The following is a 16,157-nucleotide window of genomic DNA, read 5'->3' on the forward strand; positions in this document are numbered from 1 at the left end:
TTTTTGTATTATAACAAAATTGTAAAGAGGTTTATTGTATCTTTTCCATTCTTTTCGCATAGAGCAAAAATAGTATGCCTATAAATACAATAGATGCTGTCACATAGAGTGTGGCGTTATAGTTTCCAAAATGGTCGATCAAAATGACACTGTAGAGTGGTGCACCCACCTGGCCTATACCGTAGGCTGCGGTCATAGAGCCCATGAGTACTACTGGGTTTTTCCCCGCCAAGTGACCGCCAAGGTTCAAAAAGAGTGCTACAAGCCCTATGAAAGTACTGCCATAGAGTGCACCGCTAAGTAAGTTCAGTGTTACATCTGTGCTGAATGCAGGTATGAGTATACCGACTATTTGTAGAGCCATGGCAATGATAATGACATTGACACTGCCATAATTATGAGCGAGTCTCATCCATAGTATAGAGGAGGGGATACCGGCAATACCCACGATGATCCAACCAAGATTTCCATACCCTTCCAATCCTTCTAGTGAATTAATGATGTCGGGTAAAAAAGTACCCTGCACGACAAATCCGACACCTTCGGTGAAATAGGCCAGGATCAGCAGTATCACATAGGTAGAGAATATCGATTTTGACAGGGGATGCTTTACTGCGTCTTTTTTGATGATTTTATCAAAAGATAAAATATAAAGCGTATAAAAAGTGATGATAACTGCAAACAGGGATAAAACAAGCCATGCATCAGCCCATGTGCCGTTTTGTAGAACATACTGGCTGATAAGCTCCGATATCACGATAGCAAAACCAATACCGCTGAAGTGTATGCCCATAGCCTTTGTTTTACTCTCAAAGTTCAGTTTGACCATCACAATGGCACCACCCACGATAAGGACCATGGCTGCACCAAATCCGGCGATGATCCTAGAGATCAGCCACAAGGCATCATTGGTTGTAGTCGCCAGTACCAGGGTTGTTAGGATACTCAGTACCATACCGATACGAAAATATTTTACTTTGGTGTTGATATCTCTGATGAATATAGAAAAGACAGCACCAGCCAGATAGCCTGCAAAGTTACATGATGCCAGTACACCGGCATAGGTAAGTGACAAGAAGTCTTCAAGCATAGATGGAAGCAGTGAAGTAAAGGCAAATCTTGCAACGCCTACACCTACTATAATGGCAAGTATACCGGCCAGAAGTATAGAAGTGTTATGGTTCTTATCGAAAAGCATTTTGATCATAGTGGTCTTTTTTTTCGCATTATAGTCACAGTAGACTTAATTACGAGTCGAAAAGCATTTCATGCATGACAGAAAGTTGTTCTGCATATATGTTTTAGATTTATATCTATTTTTTAATCTTATGTTATAAAAGTTAGTTATACAATAATCATTATGCAGAAACAAAAATTCTATGGTTTTTTACGAAAACAGATCTTACTGATAATAGGATTCTCTTTTATACCTGGCTTCGCATATATAGGACTGGGTTGGATGAAGGGGTTTCTGATACCGGCTTTGATCATGAACGGCTTGGTCATACTGGTATCCGTATGGGGATGGACGCTTTATAAAGACTTTGAATTTGAAGAGATGAACAAAAAGGAGCTGAAAAACTGGTATCGAAAACTGACACTCTTTTTTTATCTCATCTTTGGCTTATGGACCCTTGCATTTCTTGTCTATTCAGAAGAGGTTGAGAGTAAACTGCATTATATCGCCATTTGTACGCAAGTAGGTATCTCTATCGTGGCATCTATATTGCTCTTTTCAGACAGAAAACTTTTTTATCCTATTTTACTGATCTTGATATTACCCTTGATCGTCTACTCCCTGCTGATAGGGGAACTCTATGGTGATGTGCTCTCTTTGTTCTCACTTATTTTTTTAGGTGTATTGATCTACGCATCAGATAACAGTTATAACCTGATTCAAAAAACCTATTATCAGGCACAACATGATGCATTGACAGGTTTATACAACAGTCGTTATTTTATTAATTATATGGATTATATGATCAAGAGAATACACGCTTCCAAACGATGTGCCTATCTCTTACTTATCGATCTTGATCATTTCAAAACGATTAATGACTCATTGGGACATGAGTTGGGAGATAAAGTACTTCAGGAAGTTTCAAAACGTATTAGGGACTACTGTGAAGATACACATACGATAGCCCGCCTTGGAGGAGATGAGTTCGCGATCATCAGTGATACATTATATGGGGATGGAACTTGTCAGGAAAATGCTTACACTTTTTCTGTGAAATTATTGCAAATATTGAAGGAAACGTATGTGGTGGATCGCCATCATCTCTATATCAGTGCAAGTATCGGTGTAAACAGTCTAGGGGGTACATCAAAAGAAGCCAGACAATTTATCAAAGAAGCAGATATTGCCATGTATCAGGCAAAAGAAAAGGGCCGTGACGGAATCATTTTATTCAATGATGAATTGGCAAAAGAGGTTGAATATCGTCTGGAGATCGAACGCAAACTCTATTTTGCTTTGGAACATAATGAGATTGAACTGCGTTACCAGCCACAGTTTAACAGGGACCAGAAGATCATTGGTTGTGAAGTACTTGTCCGATGGAACAGTCCGGATCTCGGACTGATCTCTCCCTTTGAATTTGTTTCGATCTCGGAAAAGACAGGGTTGATCATTGAACTGGGAAATTATATTATTGAAGAAGCGTTTAAAACACTTCAGTCATGGGAGCTCATGGGTTTAGACCTAAAACAGTTTTCGATCAATATCAGTGTAAGACAATTTTTTCATAATACGTTTTTAGATGAGGTGAAGCGGTTATCCGACAAATATCTCAATGAAGATACAAGAAAAAAGATCATTTTCGAAGTGACAGAGACGATTCTTATTGAAGATATCTATAGAATCAGTGTCATCATCAATAAACTAAAGCAGTTGGACTTTTCATTTTCCATGGATGATTTTGGTACGGGATACTCATCTCTAAGTGCTCTAAGGGAAATGCCTATCGAAGAGTTAAAAATAGATCGTTCTTTTGTGATCCATTTAGGTGAGCGCAAATCGGATGAACTGATGATCACAACGATCCTCTCTCTGGCAAAAATATATCATTTGAAAACGGTAGCAGAAGGTATAGAGACGAAAGAACAATTTATATTTCTATTGGAAAATGGCTGTGATATGTTTCAGGGATATTATTTCTCAAAACCTTTATCACAAGATGATTTTGAACTATTTTACAAAGAAAGCTTCTCTAAGCAGTTATCTATATAAAAGATTTATTGACATTTATAATCTCCTGTGATATGATTAAGTATAGTTGAGTCAACTATTAAGTGGCTGGCTCATTAAAGGAGTCAACATGACATCTAGCAAAGATATGAAATATTATACAAAAGAAGAGGGTAAAGACAGGATCATCTGTCTGCTCTGCCGCCACTCCTGCAAACTCAAAGAGGGGCAGGTAGGTATCTGCGGGATCAATAAAAATGTGGGTGGAGAGCTTGAAACACTCGTATACGGCCATCCTGTCGCAGTCCATGTAGATCCTGTAGAAAAAAAACCTCTCAATCATGTACTGCCAGGCAGTACAGCACTCTCTTTTGGGACGGTCGGATGTAACTTCAAATGTCCATTCTGTCAAAACTGGGATATCTCCCAAGAGAAAAAAGTCAATGAATCTATCAATGTCAGTCCTGAAGAGATGGTGGAATTGGCCATTTCTCATGGTGCAGAATCGATTGCCTACACTTACAATGAACCCACCATCTTCTACCCTTATGCCAAAGATATCGGAGTGATCGCCAAAACAAAAGGGCTTAAAAACCTTTTTGTTTCCAATGGTTTTGAATCACCGGAGGTCATAGCAGATATGGCAAGCTGGGTTGATGCTGCAAATATCGATCTTAAAAGCTGGGATGATGCCTACTATAGAAAGGTGCTCAAAGGCGGGCTCGATGAGGTGAAAGACACACTGAAAAGAATGATAGATGCAGGTATATGGGTTGAGATCACCACACTGCTCATCGAAGGTGAAAATGATAGTGATAAAGACCTTGAAGAGATGGCAGCATTTATCGCCAATGACCTGGGTAAATATGTGCCATGGCACTTAAGTGCCTTCCATCCCGATTATAAAATGATGGATCATGAGAGAACAAAAGTAGAAACGCTGATGCGTGCCAAAGAGATAGGTCAAAAAGCAGGGCTTTACTATATCTATCTAGGGAATGTACCGGTGCATGCAGATACACACTGTCCGCAGTGCGGGACGTTGGTGATAGATCGTAGTGGTTATGATGTGACGGTGAACAACTTAGAAGATGGGCATTGTCCGAAGTGTCATAGAGCGATAGAAGGAGTGTGGTCATGAGCACAAGAGAAGCAGCAGTTGCCGGACAGTTCTACCCGTCTAGCCCGGATGAGATACAAGCAATGCTGGAACATTACAATCAAATCATTGATACACATCTCAAAGAGAAAAAGGGTGTGTTACATCTTAAACCCAGAGCGGTCATTGTACCGCATGCAGGGTATGTATACAGTGGTTTTACTGCGAACATTGCATTAAGGTTACTATCTAATTCAGTTGTGAAGCGTGTGGTGATCATCGGTCCTAGCCACCGTGTCTATCTCAATGGGACCAGTATTTCTGAATTTGATACCTATCATACACCTCTGGGGGCATTGCTTATCGATAAACCATTGGTATTAGACCTAAAAGAGAGATTTGGGATAGCTTTTGTACCTGAAGCCCACCATGAGCACAGTACAGAAGTACAGATCCCTTTTGTCAAAACCTATACACCGGATGTATCCGTGGTTGAGATGGTCTATGGTGATGAGTCTCCTGAAAAACTGTCAGAAGTGATCGAATACCTTCTTGAGGATCCTGATACCGCTGTCGTGATCAGTACGGATCTGAGTCACTACTATGACATCAAAAAGGCCAATGCGCTTGACAGCATCTGTTTGGATGCAGTAAAGAAACTGAGTACTACTGAATTGCATCAGGGGTGTGAAGCCTGTGGTAAGATCGGTGTGGAAGCGATGTTGCTTGCAGCAAAAAAGAACGGGTTAAGATCTGTACTGTTGGATTATCGTACAAGTGCGGATGCCAGCGGAGATGAATCACAGGTTGTAGGGTATATGAGTGCAGCATTTGTGGAGCAGTAGATGAAGAAGATGGATAGACTCGTGGATAGTATGATCTCCTCGAATATGTTGAAAAGTCCACTGATCATTGATGCCTTTAGAACGATCGATAGAAAATACTTTGTACCTGAAGAATATGAAGATGAAGCCTACGCAGATATGCCTTTGCCCATAGGAGATTACCAAACCATATCACAACCTTCCACAGTAGCCTTCATGTTGGAACGTCTTGACACCCAGGATGGGAACACGGTGTTGGACATTGGTTCGGGGTCAGGATGGACCACAGCACTTCTTTGTTATATGGTGGGAAATAAAGGCAGTGTGATCGGGCTTGAAAGGATCAGTACTTTGGTGGAGCAAGGAAGAGAAAACCTTTCCAAGTTTGGTTTTAACAGTCATTGTCACATAGAAAAGGCAGGAGATACGCTTGGCCTGCCAGGAAAACAGTTTGACAGGATACTGGTCTCTGCTTCAGCTGATGAAACTCCGGAAGAACTTTTTTTACAATTGAAAATAGGTGGTATCTTGGTCATACCCATAGGAGAGTCTATTTTTAAATTTATAAAGACTTCAGAAACAGAGATTAAAAAAGAAGAGTTTTACGGATTTGTCTTCGTACCTTTGATCTACTGACTTTTACAGGCTCAATATATACATACATTTTTCGTGTATCAAAATGGACAGATGATTAGCTGCAACTCTCTGTATGTACACGCTTTTCATGATATGCATCCTTGATAATATCTATACCACCACGAATGACTATGATCGAGATGATCATACCAACAATGAGATCCGGGAATCTTGTCTCTAATAGATATACAAATCCACCACCAATAATAATACCTACATTAGCAATCACATCATTTTTTGAAAATATCCAACTGGCACGCATATGAACCTCACCCTTTTTGTATTTTGAAATCAGGACCAAACAAATAATGTTTGCTACAAGAGCTGCTATCCCAACAAAAATCATTAGGAGTGACTCCGGTTCACTTCCATAAATCAATCGGCGTATAACATCCGCAAAAACCAATACTCCCAAAAATACTTGAAAAACACCACTTAAATGTGCGGCTTTTATTTTTACAAGCGGTGATTTTCCTACAGCATACAGCCCTATACCATAGACTGTTGCATCGGCCAACATATCAAGAGAATCTGCTATGAGGGCTGATGACTCACTCAAGATGCCAAGTGTAATTTCAGCCATAAACATAAAGGCATTGATACTCAATAGGATTTTTAATACCTTGCCTTCTAAACGATGATTGATTTCCGTGTCAGATCTACAACTTGCTATTTTTATTCCTTCTATCTATGATTGACAACAAGAACCTGAATCTTTCTGCATGGGAGGACAGGGGACTGAACCGTATGAACAAAAGACACAGCAATCACCCTTTTTAGGCTTAAGAATTGCACCGCAATTCTCACACTCATAAAACCATTGACACGCATCTATTGGCATAGTTTCTATTTTTTTATAACCACATTTAGGACATGTGATCTCAGATTCTAAAATAAGTTCTTTTTTCACCGAATCTCTATTCATTTTTAAAAATCTTCTCCTCGTTTGCACATGTAATAGAGGAACACATAACATCCCAGTAAGATGAACAGGTAGAGCTTCGTTAAGTTTTAAATGCCTCTACATCTCCAGGATGCCTTAACATCTTATTCACACTATCAAGATGCATCTCCTCTTCTACGATCATTTCTCTGGCGTATTCTTCCAATAACACGGAAGTACCACCTTCTGTTAGTTTCAATAATTCGTAGTAGGCATCAAGAGCTGTTTTTTCATGCTCCAGGCTTTCTCGGAGTATATCTCCAATGTCATGCTTCGCTGTTTCAAGTAACTTTCCAATGCTGAGTGATGGATGACCACCCAAAAGCGTTACAAGTTCACCAGCCCTATGTGCATGAGTTAAACCTTCTTGCGCATTACTTTTCATCCAGTCAACTATAGGTAACCTATTGTAGCCATAAACCATTAAAGAGTAATGGGTATAACGTACAACCCCGGCTAATTCGACCTCCATTATCCTGTTTAAGATCTCAATAGCATTTTTTGTATCTGTATCATTCATTTGTCTATCCTTTCCGTCAGCTTTTATTTTTTTGCATAGGAACAATTTTTAGTAGACCAATTAAGCACTTGCTTGTTTGATTTGGCCACTGTATCCAGACATCGTATAAATATACAATACTACAATGTAATGAGTGTGTAATGGAAATTCAAATGCTGGTATTATTTACGATTGAAGTAGGGGTATTACAAAATTACAGTATACGTTTCACCTTGGCCATTAAAAGTGGTGAGATCAAACTTACTGCCAGTACAATGATAAAGAGGTTTCCTTTCATAATATGAAAGACCTCTGAGATATCAGACCATGATTTCCCCATCACATAATGGCCAAAGATGAATTCAAACAGGAGAGTCATTAAAACCCATTGAAGTCCAATAACAAAGTAGGTAAGAGCATGATGTTTTCCAAATAGTGGAAAAGAGACATAGGTAACGATCAATACGATGATGGAGAGTGTGATACCACTCACCGGCACTGCCATATTTGGACTAATCATGCCAACTAAAACATTTTCTCTAAAGATACCGTTTATGATGGCCATGACAGCTATGATCAACCATATCATACTTGTTTTCAGAAAAAGAATGATTGTCATATGACACTCCTGAGGCTACATGCATACAACTATTATCTCTTATTTTTGCTTTATTTCAGTAGGAAGGTTTTTTGATAGATAGGTGGGATTATATGCTATAATCTTTCCTATGAATATCACAGAAAACCTACAAAAAGCCAAACAATTGTTAGAAGCAGCAGATGCACTTTTCATAACTGCAGGTGCAGGGATGGGAGTGGACAGCGGGTTACCTGACTTTAGAGGGGTGGAGGGCTTTTGGAATGCCTATCCAAAGGCTAAGGAGTTGGGGCTTCATTTTGAAGAGATGGCAAATCCGGAGTGGTTCGAGTCTGACCCTCGGTTGGCCTGGGCATTTTACGGCCATAGGCTGCATCTTTACCGTGATACAGTGCCTCATGAGGGTTTTTCATTACTCCTGGAGCTCTCTAATACTAAAAAATATGGAGTCCATATTTTTACCTCAAATGTGGATGGACAGTTTCAGAAGGCCGGCTTCAAAGAGGAGCAGATCATGGAGTGTCACGGTTCCATTCACCACATGCAGTGTGTAGATAACTGTCAGGGAATGCTCTGGAGTGCAGATGATACCTTTATAGAGATAGAAGAGGGGTTTAAAGCCAAAGAACCTTTGCCTTCCTGTCCATTCTGCGGGGCTATGGCACGACCGAATATTTTAATGTTCGGAGACTTCGGATGGGAGTATGCCCGTACGGATGGACAAAGAGAGAGACTAAGTCGTTGGATGGACATTTTGGAAAAGGAGGGTGCCAAGCTTGCTATCGTGGAGATAGGTGCAGGAACCGCTGTACCAACTGTCAGAAACACGTCTGAACAGATAGGTAGAAGGTTTGATGTTCCTGTGATCCGTATTAATCCGAGAGAGAGTTTTGGTGCAGAGATAGAGCTTCCTATGGGAGCTTTCGAAGCACTTCAAGAGATCATTATTTAGAAGGCAGGTTGGTTTCCTGATCTTTAAAAGGCAGTACGGTTCAGCTCTTCTGTTTGACTTACAGTTTGGCTTTGACTCTCTTTTCCTGATTCTTTAGCGTTGAGGACCTTTACATCTATCTTTGCGTTTGATGCTTTGTTGGCTTGAGCCTCTCTTGTGACGGCCTCTACCTTATTTTTTATCGTCGTAGGGTCGATTTTGGGAGAAAAAGGCTTTATTTTCGGTTGTCTCTGTGCTTTTTTTAGCGCTTTATGTATCTCGATCAAACCGGTTTCATAACTACATAATTTATCATAATTATCCATATCTCGTTCCATCATAGCTATCGTGTAGCTCTCTATCATCCTGGTTCTTCGCAGGATCATCTTTTGGACATACTTTTCTCTTGCAATCTCTACCCCTCGTTTAATTTCGGGAGAAAGCGCATTTTCATAGGCTATTTTGGCTTTATTGCTGCCATCCTCACTCTTTTTTATATAGAGTTTCTTGGCACCATCTGTGATATTTTTCACGCCAAATGCTTGGCTTACACCATCAAATATATCCATATAAAGCCCCTGTTTTTTAGGCGTGGATGATGTATTGAGTGGATTGTTCAAGTAGTGCTGACACTGAAGATTGGATTTCATGATAAACTCGTCTATCAAAGCATTTCTCTCTTCTTTCGTAGGAGAAACTTCATCAATGGTAGCGATAAACATAGATCTATCGGTATGAAAACCGGATACTTTACGCTTTTTTTTGTCAGGTTCCGCAGTATCAGTACCACATCCATTTATACCTAATAAAATAGTTGCTACTAAGATATAATGGATCTTGTTTTTTATCATCTATACACTCTCTTGGAATTAATATGATATTATACCATTTAGCTACAATAAATACTGAGATAAAGTTATCGATACATTTTCTTTTTATTGCCATGAGTATCTTCTATCATGTTGGCTAGATCCATAAGCTTGATCAAGTGAATCGGAAGGATTTTTTATGCGTTGTTTTTCTTGTTCAAAATTAAGTTTTAAGATCATCTGCAAGCGATGTATAGAACAACTCTTTATCCCTGCTATAAGTACTAGGAAAGTAGGAACACTGGATATCATCAGTTTTTTTAAGTACAGCACTCTTGAGACCCTGCTACACACTAAACACAAACCAGAAGGATTCCGTATCTACAAGTCATTGGCCAATATGACGATGAAACCCTTCATTGAAGAGTTTGTAGAGTCTGATGAGAGAGATGTCTACATCATAGGCATAGATGAATATGTCAAAAACGGCTACTCCCATGTGGCACTTCTAACCCGGGCTATGAAGACCAAGAGTTCTATTATACAACACAGTTCGCTTATGGCACAGAACAGGGTGAATTATTCGGGTAAAAACTTACAGTTTCGTTTGGATAACCCAAGAGATTTTCTCTATAAAGGCAAGTCAAACATAGATGTGATATTGGTAGATGATATTATCACAACGGGTATTACACTGCAAGAGGCACAAAAGGTACTGATATCTCACGGAGTCAACGTACTCTTCGCATTGACACTGGCGGATGTAGAGGAATCCTGATCTGATAAGAAAAAAAGATTTTATAAATCTAATTTCATTATAAAACATGACACTATGGTAGATTTGATAAGGTTTTTATCTCGTTTGAATTAAGTCCGAAACTTGTAGTATATTTTATAGGATTCTAGTACTTTTATTGGAATTGAAAAATTTAACTGTCTATCCATTACTTTTCAAATATTTGGCCACTGCATCCTCATCATTGGAGTGAGGCAGTATGATATCTGCTACGGCTTTGACTTCATCCAGGGCATTGGAGACGGCAACAGAAGTGCCAGCAAGTTTGAACATCCCTATATCATTGACCGAGTCACCAAATACCGTTACGTCCTCAGGGTCTCGTTCGAGATAATCCATAACCTTCTGTAGAGCATGTGCTTTATCACCTTCAGGGTGAAGTATAGTCAGGAAATAGCCGTCTGAATATTTTTCTGGAGAGAGTTTGCACTCTATGGCATCTTTGAACGTTGTTTTTAATTTTGCTGTCAGAGGTTCCAGTGTTTTTTTGTCTCCAAAATAAACGATCTTCAGGTTCATATCCATAGTTTTGTTATCCGGATTGAATTGCAAACGAGGGTCATTTTTGTAGCCCTTTAAGACAAATTTCTGGTGTTCATTGAGTTTTCTTGGATATAAAAAAGCTTCATTGAGATCCATGTCTTTGAGACCTATGATGAAAGGGTCTATGTCAAACTGCAAACCTACTTCAACGATGGCATCACCCAGTGCCTTATTAATGGTCTTCAGGTCTATAAGCTTCTTGTCCGGTGATACTATCATCGTACCGTCCAAGAGTATCATTGGTGCATGCAGATGGAGTTTCTCCAAAAAGTCACGGGTTTTTTGAAAGCTTCTGGCCGTGGCTACAGAGAGGATAGCATCTTTGTTTTTTGTATTCCATACCTCTGTGCTGAAATCACTGATAGTTTGGTCCGTATGTAAAAAAGTATGGTCAAGGTCAGTGATATAGATGGATCTATTGGGCATTAACTTGCAAATCCTGATTTAAAATTTGTTTTTGCCTGAACAATGGCTTTTTGTTTCTCTTTTTTGTGTATATCTTTCTCCACAAATATCTTTTTACGTGTCACCGGGTCCATCTCTGTGTAGTACATCACAGCAGAGTAGGTACCGGGAGTCGGGGTAAAGACCTGTGCCTGTTCAGGGTTCATTTTTAGCTCTTCGGTGGTAAAACGTTTCAGTTCATGCATATCTTTCTCTTCGCAACCCGGGTGCGCAGCGATCAGATAGTAGGTAAGGTACTGTTTTTTCCCCATATCTTTGTTCAGTTTGTCATAGAGTCTTTTAAAATCTATCAGTGTCTGTTTCCCCGGTTTTCCCATAAGATCAAGGACATGCTGCTGCGTATGTTCAGGTGCTACTTTCATCTGTCCCGAGATGTGGTGTTGTACCAGCTCTTTCAGGTAGGAGTATCCCTTGCGTTTGTCTTCATTGATCAGGTCATAACGTATACCTGAAGCCACAAATGCTTTTTTGATACCCTCTATGTTTCGTACCTGTTTCATCATGCCTATGACACGGGTATGGTCCGGTTTCATGGATGAACACAAGTGTCTTGAATCGACACAACGCTGATGGTCACAGGTACCGAGTTTGAGTTTTTTGTTACACTCATAACCATACATATTGGCCGTAGGGCCACCAAGGTCTGAAATGATCCCTTTAAAGTCTTTATACTCTTTAAACTGGTTGGCTTCTTTCACGATGGAGCGTTCAGAACGTGTACGGATCGTACGTCCTTGGTGTACACCGATGGCACAGAAGTTACACTCACCCCAGCACCCCTGATGCGTCATGATGGAGAACTTGATCGTCTCCAGACACTTTACTTTTCCTTCCGGACGGTGGTAAGGATGCAGTTCCCTTGTAAACGGCAGGGCAGAGACTTCATCCATCTCAGGTTCACTCAGATAATCGCATGGCGGATTTTGTATGGAGTAGCGTGTGTCTACTTTCTGGCAAAGACCTTTCGCGGCGATGGGGTCGTTATTGTCATAAAAAAGATCAAAAAGGTCTATGTACTTCTCTTTGTTATCCAGACACTCCTGGTGAGAGGGAAGCTGATGGTAATGTTCAACAGGCTCTTTGTTGATGTAACAGACACCGCGTATATCTCTCCACTCCTTGCCTTGATCCAAAGCATGTGTAAGCTCACGTATGGCCTGTTCTCCCATACCATAGATGAGAATATCTGCCTTAGAGTCAAAGAGTATAGGTTTTCTCAGCTTGTTGCTCCAGTAGTCATAGTGGGTGACACGTCTGAGAGAAGCTTCTATACCGCCCAGCACGATAGGAACCGTATTTTTAAAGTTCTGGCGTATGAGATTGGTGTAGACCAGTACCGCACGATCGGGACGTTTGGTATTTTTCCCTCCGGGGGTATAGTCATCTGAGTTTCTGAACTTCTTTGTAGCTGTATAGTTCGCCACCATAGAGTCAATACTTCCGCCACTCACACCCCAGTAGAGTCTCGGTTCACCCAAACGCTTGATATCTTTGTCACTTTTTACATCAGGCTGTCCAATGATACCGACCTTATACCCCAGTTTTTCAAGCATACGTCCAACCGTAGCAACCCCAATGAAAGGGGAGTCTATATAGGCATCTCCGGAGATCAGTATCACATCACACTGTTCCCATCCGAGTGCATCCATCTCTTCTCTGGTAGTGGGTAAAAAACGTTTTGCTTCTCTTAGGTCAAGTTTGCTCATAAGGGGTACCTTCATACTGCACTGAAAGGGCATGCATGCCTTCATTCATAGTGATTATTTTCGTATTATAGCCAATAAGTGTGAATTCTACTTATGATACCTATCATCCGCATCATATGACTTTCCATATTTTGGTACAATAAGTCTATAGTAGATAATTTCCTAAAGGAAGCAGAGATGGCAAAAGAACCGATAGATGTTCCTAAATTCAATCCTTTTACCAATATATGGGTGATACTGATCATGATCATACTGGGATTTCAACTCTATAATTATATGTCCTTGCAGCAACAGAGTCAAACGCTCTCTTACGATGAATTTAAAAAGAAAATTGCAGAAAACAGTATCAAAGAGATACGAATCGATGGGGATCAGGTTCTAGCTACTTTAAAGGGTGAGCTAGGTACGAGACCTTCTTATGTGAGGACAATACTTCCTCCATTTGAAGATAAAACTTTTTTAGCACTACTGGAAAAAAACCAGGTTGAAATGTATGTGAAGTCACAAAAAGAGTCAAATTTTTGGCTTAGCTTTTTTATGTTGTTGCCACTTTTTATCTTTTTAGGATTCATATTTTACAGTTCACGACGTATGAAAGAACAGTTAGGCGGTATGGGTGGAGGTGTATTTGATTTTATGAAATCCACGGCCAAAAAATACGAGAAACAAAAGGTATCTGTGACGTTTGATGACCTCGCAGGTGTCGAAAATGCAAAGATCGAACTCTATGAAGTTGTGGACTTTCTAAAAAATCCTGAGAAGTATGAAAGAATAGGTGCCAAAATTCCCAGAGGGATCCTGCTGATGGGAGCACCTGGTACAGGGAAGACCCTTTTGGCAAAAGCTGTAGCAGGGGAGGCGGAAGTACCTTTCTTTTCCATCAGCGGTTCGGAGTTCGTCGAGATGTTTGTCGGTGTAGGGGCATCACGGGTGCGTGATCTTTTCAAGAAAGCCAAACAGGAAGCCCCTTCGATCATTTTCATCGATGAAATTGATTCTGTCGGGCGTGCCAGAGGTGCAGGCGTAGGCGGCGGTCATGATGAGAAAGAACAGACTCTCAATCAGATCTTAGCCGAGATGGATGGTTTTGAGTCAGAAGAGCAGGTAGTGGTCATCGCAGCGACCAACCGCCCCGACGTTCTGGATTATGCACTGCTCAGACCGGGCAGGTTTGACCGTAAGATCACACTCACACTACCCGATGTCAAGGCACGTGAAAAGATACTCAACATCCATATACGTAATGTTCAGATAGACAACTCCATAGACCTGGAGAAGATAGCCAAAATATCCATCGGTTTCTCCGGTGCTGACCTTGCAAACCTTGTCAATGAAGCAGCCATGCATGCAGCCAGAGAAGGGCAAAGGTACGTCACACAGGATGACTTTATGTATGCACGGGACCGTATCATCATGGGGGTAGAGCAGGAGTTTGTTCTGGATGAGAAAGACAAACAGAGAGTCGCCATCCATGAGAGCGGTCATGTGTTAGCTGCTCTACTGCTCGAACACGCAGATCCTATAGAAAAGGTAACGATCGTACCCAGAGGACAGGCATTGGGGATGACGGAACAACTGCCTCTTAAAGATCTAAAAAACTTTCCTCAAGCCTATCTGCTCGATAAGATCGGGGTGATGCTAGGCGGAAGGGCTGCGGAGCAGACCCTGTTAGGCGACCTCTCTTCAGGTGCGGCCAATGACCTCAAAGAGGCAACCAGTCTGGCAACTCATATGGTCAGCCAATGGGGTATGAGTGAACTGCTGGGTCCTGTCTACTATCAAAAAGGTGAAGATCATGTTTTCCTCGGTCGTGAAATGGCTATGCCAAAAGACTTCAGTGAAGCGACGGCCAAACTCATAGATGATGAAGTACGGAAGATCATTACAGAAAAAGAGGAAGAGGTGTTGAAACTTTTTCAAACACATAAGAAAGAGATTACTGTACTTTCGGATAAACTGGCAGAAAAAGAGTTGTTATATCTTGATGAGATCAAGGCTATCGTAGAAATATAGTGTTTGATGAATACAGAACAAGAAAGTACTTCTTGTTCTGTAATGCACTATATGATCAGTTAAATTCAGGTTTAGGCGTAGTAGCCGTACTCTCCGGAAGCTGAGGATAAACGATCTCTGGTTTTTGACCTTTCAACGCTTTGAGGAACGTTACGATCTTTGCTGCATCTTCATCAGAGATATTTTTTCCAAGCTGTGTGCGTCCCATCTCCTGAACCGCTTCAGCAAGGCTCCAGATCTGTCCATTATGGAAGTATGGTGCAGTTTCAGTCACGTTTCTAAGTGTTGGTACCTTTACCATACCCTTTTGATCGCCTTTGAAGTCACCTACATCCGCAAATTTATATGGTTTGATCATCGGGAATGGCATCATTTTTCCACCCAGTGCAACACCGCTATGGCATGATGTACACCCTTGATCCATAAATACTTGCAGTCCCTCTTTTTCAGCATCGTTCAATGCATCTTCTTTACCATTGAGGAAGTCATCGTATCTTGATGGTGTGACAAGTGTTCTCTCAAAGATACCGATCGTTGATGTGATCGTTGGGAAATCAACTTTTACATCGTCACCATACGCTTTTTTGAACTCTTCTACATACTCAGGGATAGAGTTGATTCTCTCTACGACCAATGAAGCCGGTGAAGCCATCTCTGGTGCTGCCTGCATAGGTCCTTGTGCCTGATCTTCAAGGTGTGGACTTCTACCATCCCAGAACTGAGATTCAAAGAATACGGCATTGTAAACGGTAGGTGAGTTAAGATGGTGCGGATTTGCTACCCACATGTGACCTATGGCTGCAGGAGCACCGTCCGCTCCTCCAAGTGCGAGGTTATGACAGGTATTACAGGAGATCAGTCCACTTTTTGAAAGTCTTGGTTCAAAGTAAAGTTTTTTCCCAAGTTCAACCCTCTCAGTTGTAACAGTACCATTTGGATCGGTCAGTTTAGCAAGCTCAGTTTTATCAGTAGGGATCGCTTGAAGCCCCATTGATTTGGCTTTTTCAGCCAATGATCCGGCAAATAATACAGATGATGCTACAATTGAAGCAGCAATGATTTTAGTTATTTTCATATAGTCTCCTTATAAATTATATAAGTCATT

The 16,157-nt window shown here is 40.8% G+C and carries 16 protein-coding genes; 7 read left to right on the forward strand and 9 right to left on the reverse strand.

Features of this window, described 5'->3' with window-relative positions; all coding sequences use genetic code 11:
• Positions 1-31: 31 nt before the first annotated feature.
• On the reverse strand, positions 32-1,207 hold the full coding sequence (locus tag MN086_RS04590; protein WP_248576883.1) for a YbfB/YjiJ family MFS transporter: 1,176 nt from the start codon (positions 1,205-1,207) through the stop codon (positions 32-34).
• A gap of 153 nt (positions 1,208-1,360) precedes the next feature.
• Here MN086_RS04590 and MN086_RS04595 point away from each other — a divergent pair, with 153 nt between their 5' ends.
• From MN086_RS04595 to MN086_RS04610, 4 genes are all read left to right on the forward strand, one after another.
• Positions 1,361-3,232, forward strand: coding sequence for a bifunctional diguanylate cyclase/phosphodiesterase (locus tag MN086_RS04595; protein WP_248576884.1), 1,872 nt, complete (start codon positions 1,361-1,363; stop codon positions 3,230-3,232).
• A gap of 88 nt (positions 3,233-3,320) precedes the next feature.
• Positions 3,321-4,331, forward strand: coding sequence for an AmmeMemoRadiSam system radical SAM enzyme (amrS, locus tag MN086_RS04600; RefSeq protein WP_248576885.1), 1,011 nt, complete (start codon positions 3,321-3,323; stop codon positions 4,329-4,331).
• On the forward strand, positions 4,328-5,134 hold the full coding sequence (gene amrB / locus MN086_RS04605) for an AmmeMemoRadiSam system protein B (protein ID WP_248576886.1): 807 nt from the start codon (positions 4,328-4,330) through the stop codon (positions 5,132-5,134). The genes amrS and amrB overlap by 4 nt, the downstream gene beginning before the upstream one ends.
• The gene (locus tag MN086_RS04610; RefSeq protein ID WP_248576887.1) at positions 5,135-5,749 is read left to right on the forward strand and encodes a protein-L-isoaspartate O-methyltransferase; all 615 of its coding nucleotides are present in this window, start codon (positions 5,135-5,137) and stop codon (positions 5,747-5,749) included.
• A gap of 55 nt (positions 5,750-5,804) precedes the next feature.
• On the opposite strand, the gene MN086_RS04615 is transcribed toward MN086_RS04610, so the two are convergent.
• The 4 genes from MN086_RS04615 to MN086_RS04625 all read right to left on the reverse strand — a co-directional run bounded on the left by MN086_RS04615 (position 5,805) and on the right by MN086_RS04625 (position 7,810).
• Positions 5,805-6,437, reverse strand: coding sequence for a cation transporter (locus tag MN086_RS04615; protein ID WP_371875215.1), 633 nt, complete (start codon positions 6,435-6,437; stop codon positions 5,805-5,807).
• Positions 6,438-6,674, reverse strand: coding sequence for a GDCCVxC domain-containing (seleno)protein (locus MN086_RS11040; RefSeq protein ID WP_305879781.1), 237 nt, complete (start codon positions 6,672-6,674; stop codon positions 6,438-6,440).
• A 79-nt stretch (positions 6,675-6,753) separates the two neighbouring features.
• Positions 6,754-7,212 (reverse strand): bacterioferritin, encoded by a 459-nt coding sequence (locus tag MN086_RS04620; RefSeq protein ID WP_248576889.1) that lies wholly within the window; start codon positions 7,210-7,212, stop codon positions 6,754-6,756.
• Between the two features lie 193 nt (positions 7,213-7,405).
• A complete protein-coding gene (locus MN086_RS04625; RefSeq protein ID WP_248576890.1) occupies positions 7,406-7,810 on the reverse strand; it encodes a hypothetical protein in 405 nt (134 codons plus the stop codon).
• Positions 7,811-7,919: 109 nt separating this feature from the next.
• Between MN086_RS04625 and MN086_RS04630 the strand changes: the two genes are divergently transcribed.
• Entirely contained in the window at positions 7,920-8,741 is an 822-nt protein-coding gene (locus tag MN086_RS04630; RefSeq protein WP_248576891.1) for a Sir2 family NAD-dependent protein deacetylase, read from the forward strand.
• A gap of 23 nt (positions 8,742-8,764) precedes the next feature.
• On the opposite strand, the gene MN086_RS04635 is transcribed toward MN086_RS04630, so the two are convergent.
• Positions 8,765-9,571, reverse strand: coding sequence for a hypothetical protein (locus tag MN086_RS04635; RefSeq protein ID WP_248576892.1), 807 nt, complete (start codon positions 9,569-9,571; stop codon positions 8,765-8,767).
• A gap of 157 nt (positions 9,572-9,728) precedes the next feature.
• Between MN086_RS04635 and MN086_RS04640 the strand changes: the two genes are divergently transcribed.
• Positions 9,729-10,307, forward strand: a complete 579-nt coding sequence (locus tag MN086_RS04640) for a ComF family protein (protein WP_248576893.1) — start codon at positions 9,729-9,731, stop codon at positions 10,305-10,307.
• A gap of 159 nt (positions 10,308-10,466) precedes the next feature.
• On the opposite strand, the gene MN086_RS04645 is transcribed toward MN086_RS04640, so the two are convergent.
• Together MN086_RS04645 and MN086_RS04650 are read right to left on the reverse strand one after the other, a co-directional pair.
• Positions 10,467-11,294 (reverse strand): HAD hydrolase family protein, encoded by an 828-nt coding sequence (locus MN086_RS04645; RefSeq protein ID WP_248576894.1) that lies wholly within the window; start codon positions 11,292-11,294, stop codon positions 10,467-10,469.
• A complete protein-coding gene (locus MN086_RS04650; protein ID WP_248576895.1) occupies positions 11,294-13,039 on the reverse strand; it encodes a YgiQ family radical SAM protein in 1,746 nt (581 codons plus the stop codon). Before MN086_RS04650 ends, MN086_RS04645 begins: the two co-directional genes overlap by 1 nt.
• A gap of 177 nt (positions 13,040-13,216) precedes the next feature.
• Between MN086_RS04650 and ftsH the strand changes: the two genes are divergently transcribed.
• Positions 13,217-15,052, forward strand: a complete 1,836-nt coding sequence (gene ftsH / locus MN086_RS04655) for an ATP-dependent zinc metalloprotease FtsH (RefSeq protein WP_248576896.1) — start codon at positions 13,217-13,219, stop codon at positions 15,050-15,052.
• A 55-nt stretch (positions 15,053-15,107) separates the two neighbouring features.
• Here ftsH and MN086_RS04660 read toward each other — a convergent pair whose 3' ends face one another.
• Positions 15,108-16,127 (reverse strand): cytochrome-c peroxidase, encoded by a 1,020-nt coding sequence (locus MN086_RS04660; protein ID WP_248576897.1) that lies wholly within the window; start codon positions 16,125-16,127, stop codon positions 15,108-15,110.
• Positions 16,128-16,157: the final 30 nt, after the last annotated feature.

This window comes from Sulfurovum sp. XGS-02 (genome assembly GCF_023213175.1).
Classification (GTDB): domain Bacteria; phylum Campylobacterota; class Campylobacteria; order Campylobacterales; family Sulfurovaceae; genus Sulfurovum.

Bases quoted from the DNA above. Each gene is read 5' to 3' on its own strand.
- MN086_RS04590 (WP_248576883.1), bottom strand. From the start codon at position 1,207: ATGATCAAAATGCTTTTCGATAAGAACCATAACACTTCTATACTTCTG.
- MN086_RS04595 (WP_248576884.1), top strand. From the start codon at position 1,361: ATGCAGAAACAAAAATTCTATGGTTTTTTACGAAAACAGATCTTACTG.
- amrS (WP_248576885.1), top strand. From the start codon at position 3,321: ATGACATCTAGCAAAGATATGAAATATTATACAAAAGAAGAGGGTAAA.
- amrB (WP_248576886.1), top strand. From the start codon at position 4,328: ATGAGCACAAGAGAAGCAGCAGTTGCCGGACAGTTCTACCCGTCTAGC.
- MN086_RS04610 (WP_248576887.1), top strand. From the start codon at position 5,135: ATGAAGAAGATGGATAGACTCGTGGATAGTATGATCTCCTCGAATATG.
- MN086_RS11040 (WP_305879781.1), bottom strand. From the start codon at position 6,674: ATGAATAGAGATTCGGTGAAAAAAGAACTTATTTTAGAATCTGAGATC.
- MN086_RS04620 (WP_248576889.1), bottom strand. From the start codon at position 7,212: ATGAATGATACAGATACAAAAAATGCTATTGAGATCTTAAACAGGATA.
- MN086_RS04625 (WP_248576890.1), bottom strand. From the start codon at position 7,810: ATGACAATCATTCTTTTTCTGAAAACAAGTATGATATGGTTGATCATA.
- MN086_RS04630 (WP_248576891.1), top strand. From the start codon at position 7,920: ATGAATATCACAGAAAACCTACAAAAAGCCAAACAATTGTTAGAAGCA.
- MN086_RS04635 (WP_248576892.1), bottom strand. From the start codon at position 9,571: ATGATAAAAAACAAGATCCATTATATCTTAGTAGCAACTATTTTATTA.
- MN086_RS04640 (WP_248576893.1), top strand. From the start codon at position 9,729: ATGCGTTGTTTTTCTTGTTCAAAATTAAGTTTTAAGATCATCTGCAAG.
- MN086_RS04645 (WP_248576894.1), bottom strand. From the start codon at position 11,294: ATGCCCAATAGATCCATCTATATCACTGACCTTGACCATACTTTTTTA.
- MN086_RS04650 (WP_248576895.1), bottom strand. From the start codon at position 13,039: ATGAGCAAACTTGACCTAAGAGAAGCAAAACGTTTTTTACCCACTACC.
- ftsH (WP_248576896.1), top strand. From the start codon at position 13,217: ATGGCAAAAGAACCGATAGATGTTCCTAAATTCAATCCTTTTACCAAT.
- MN086_RS04660 (WP_248576897.1), bottom strand. From the start codon at position 16,127: ATGAAAATAACTAAAATCATTGCTGCTTCAATTGTAGCATCATCTGTA.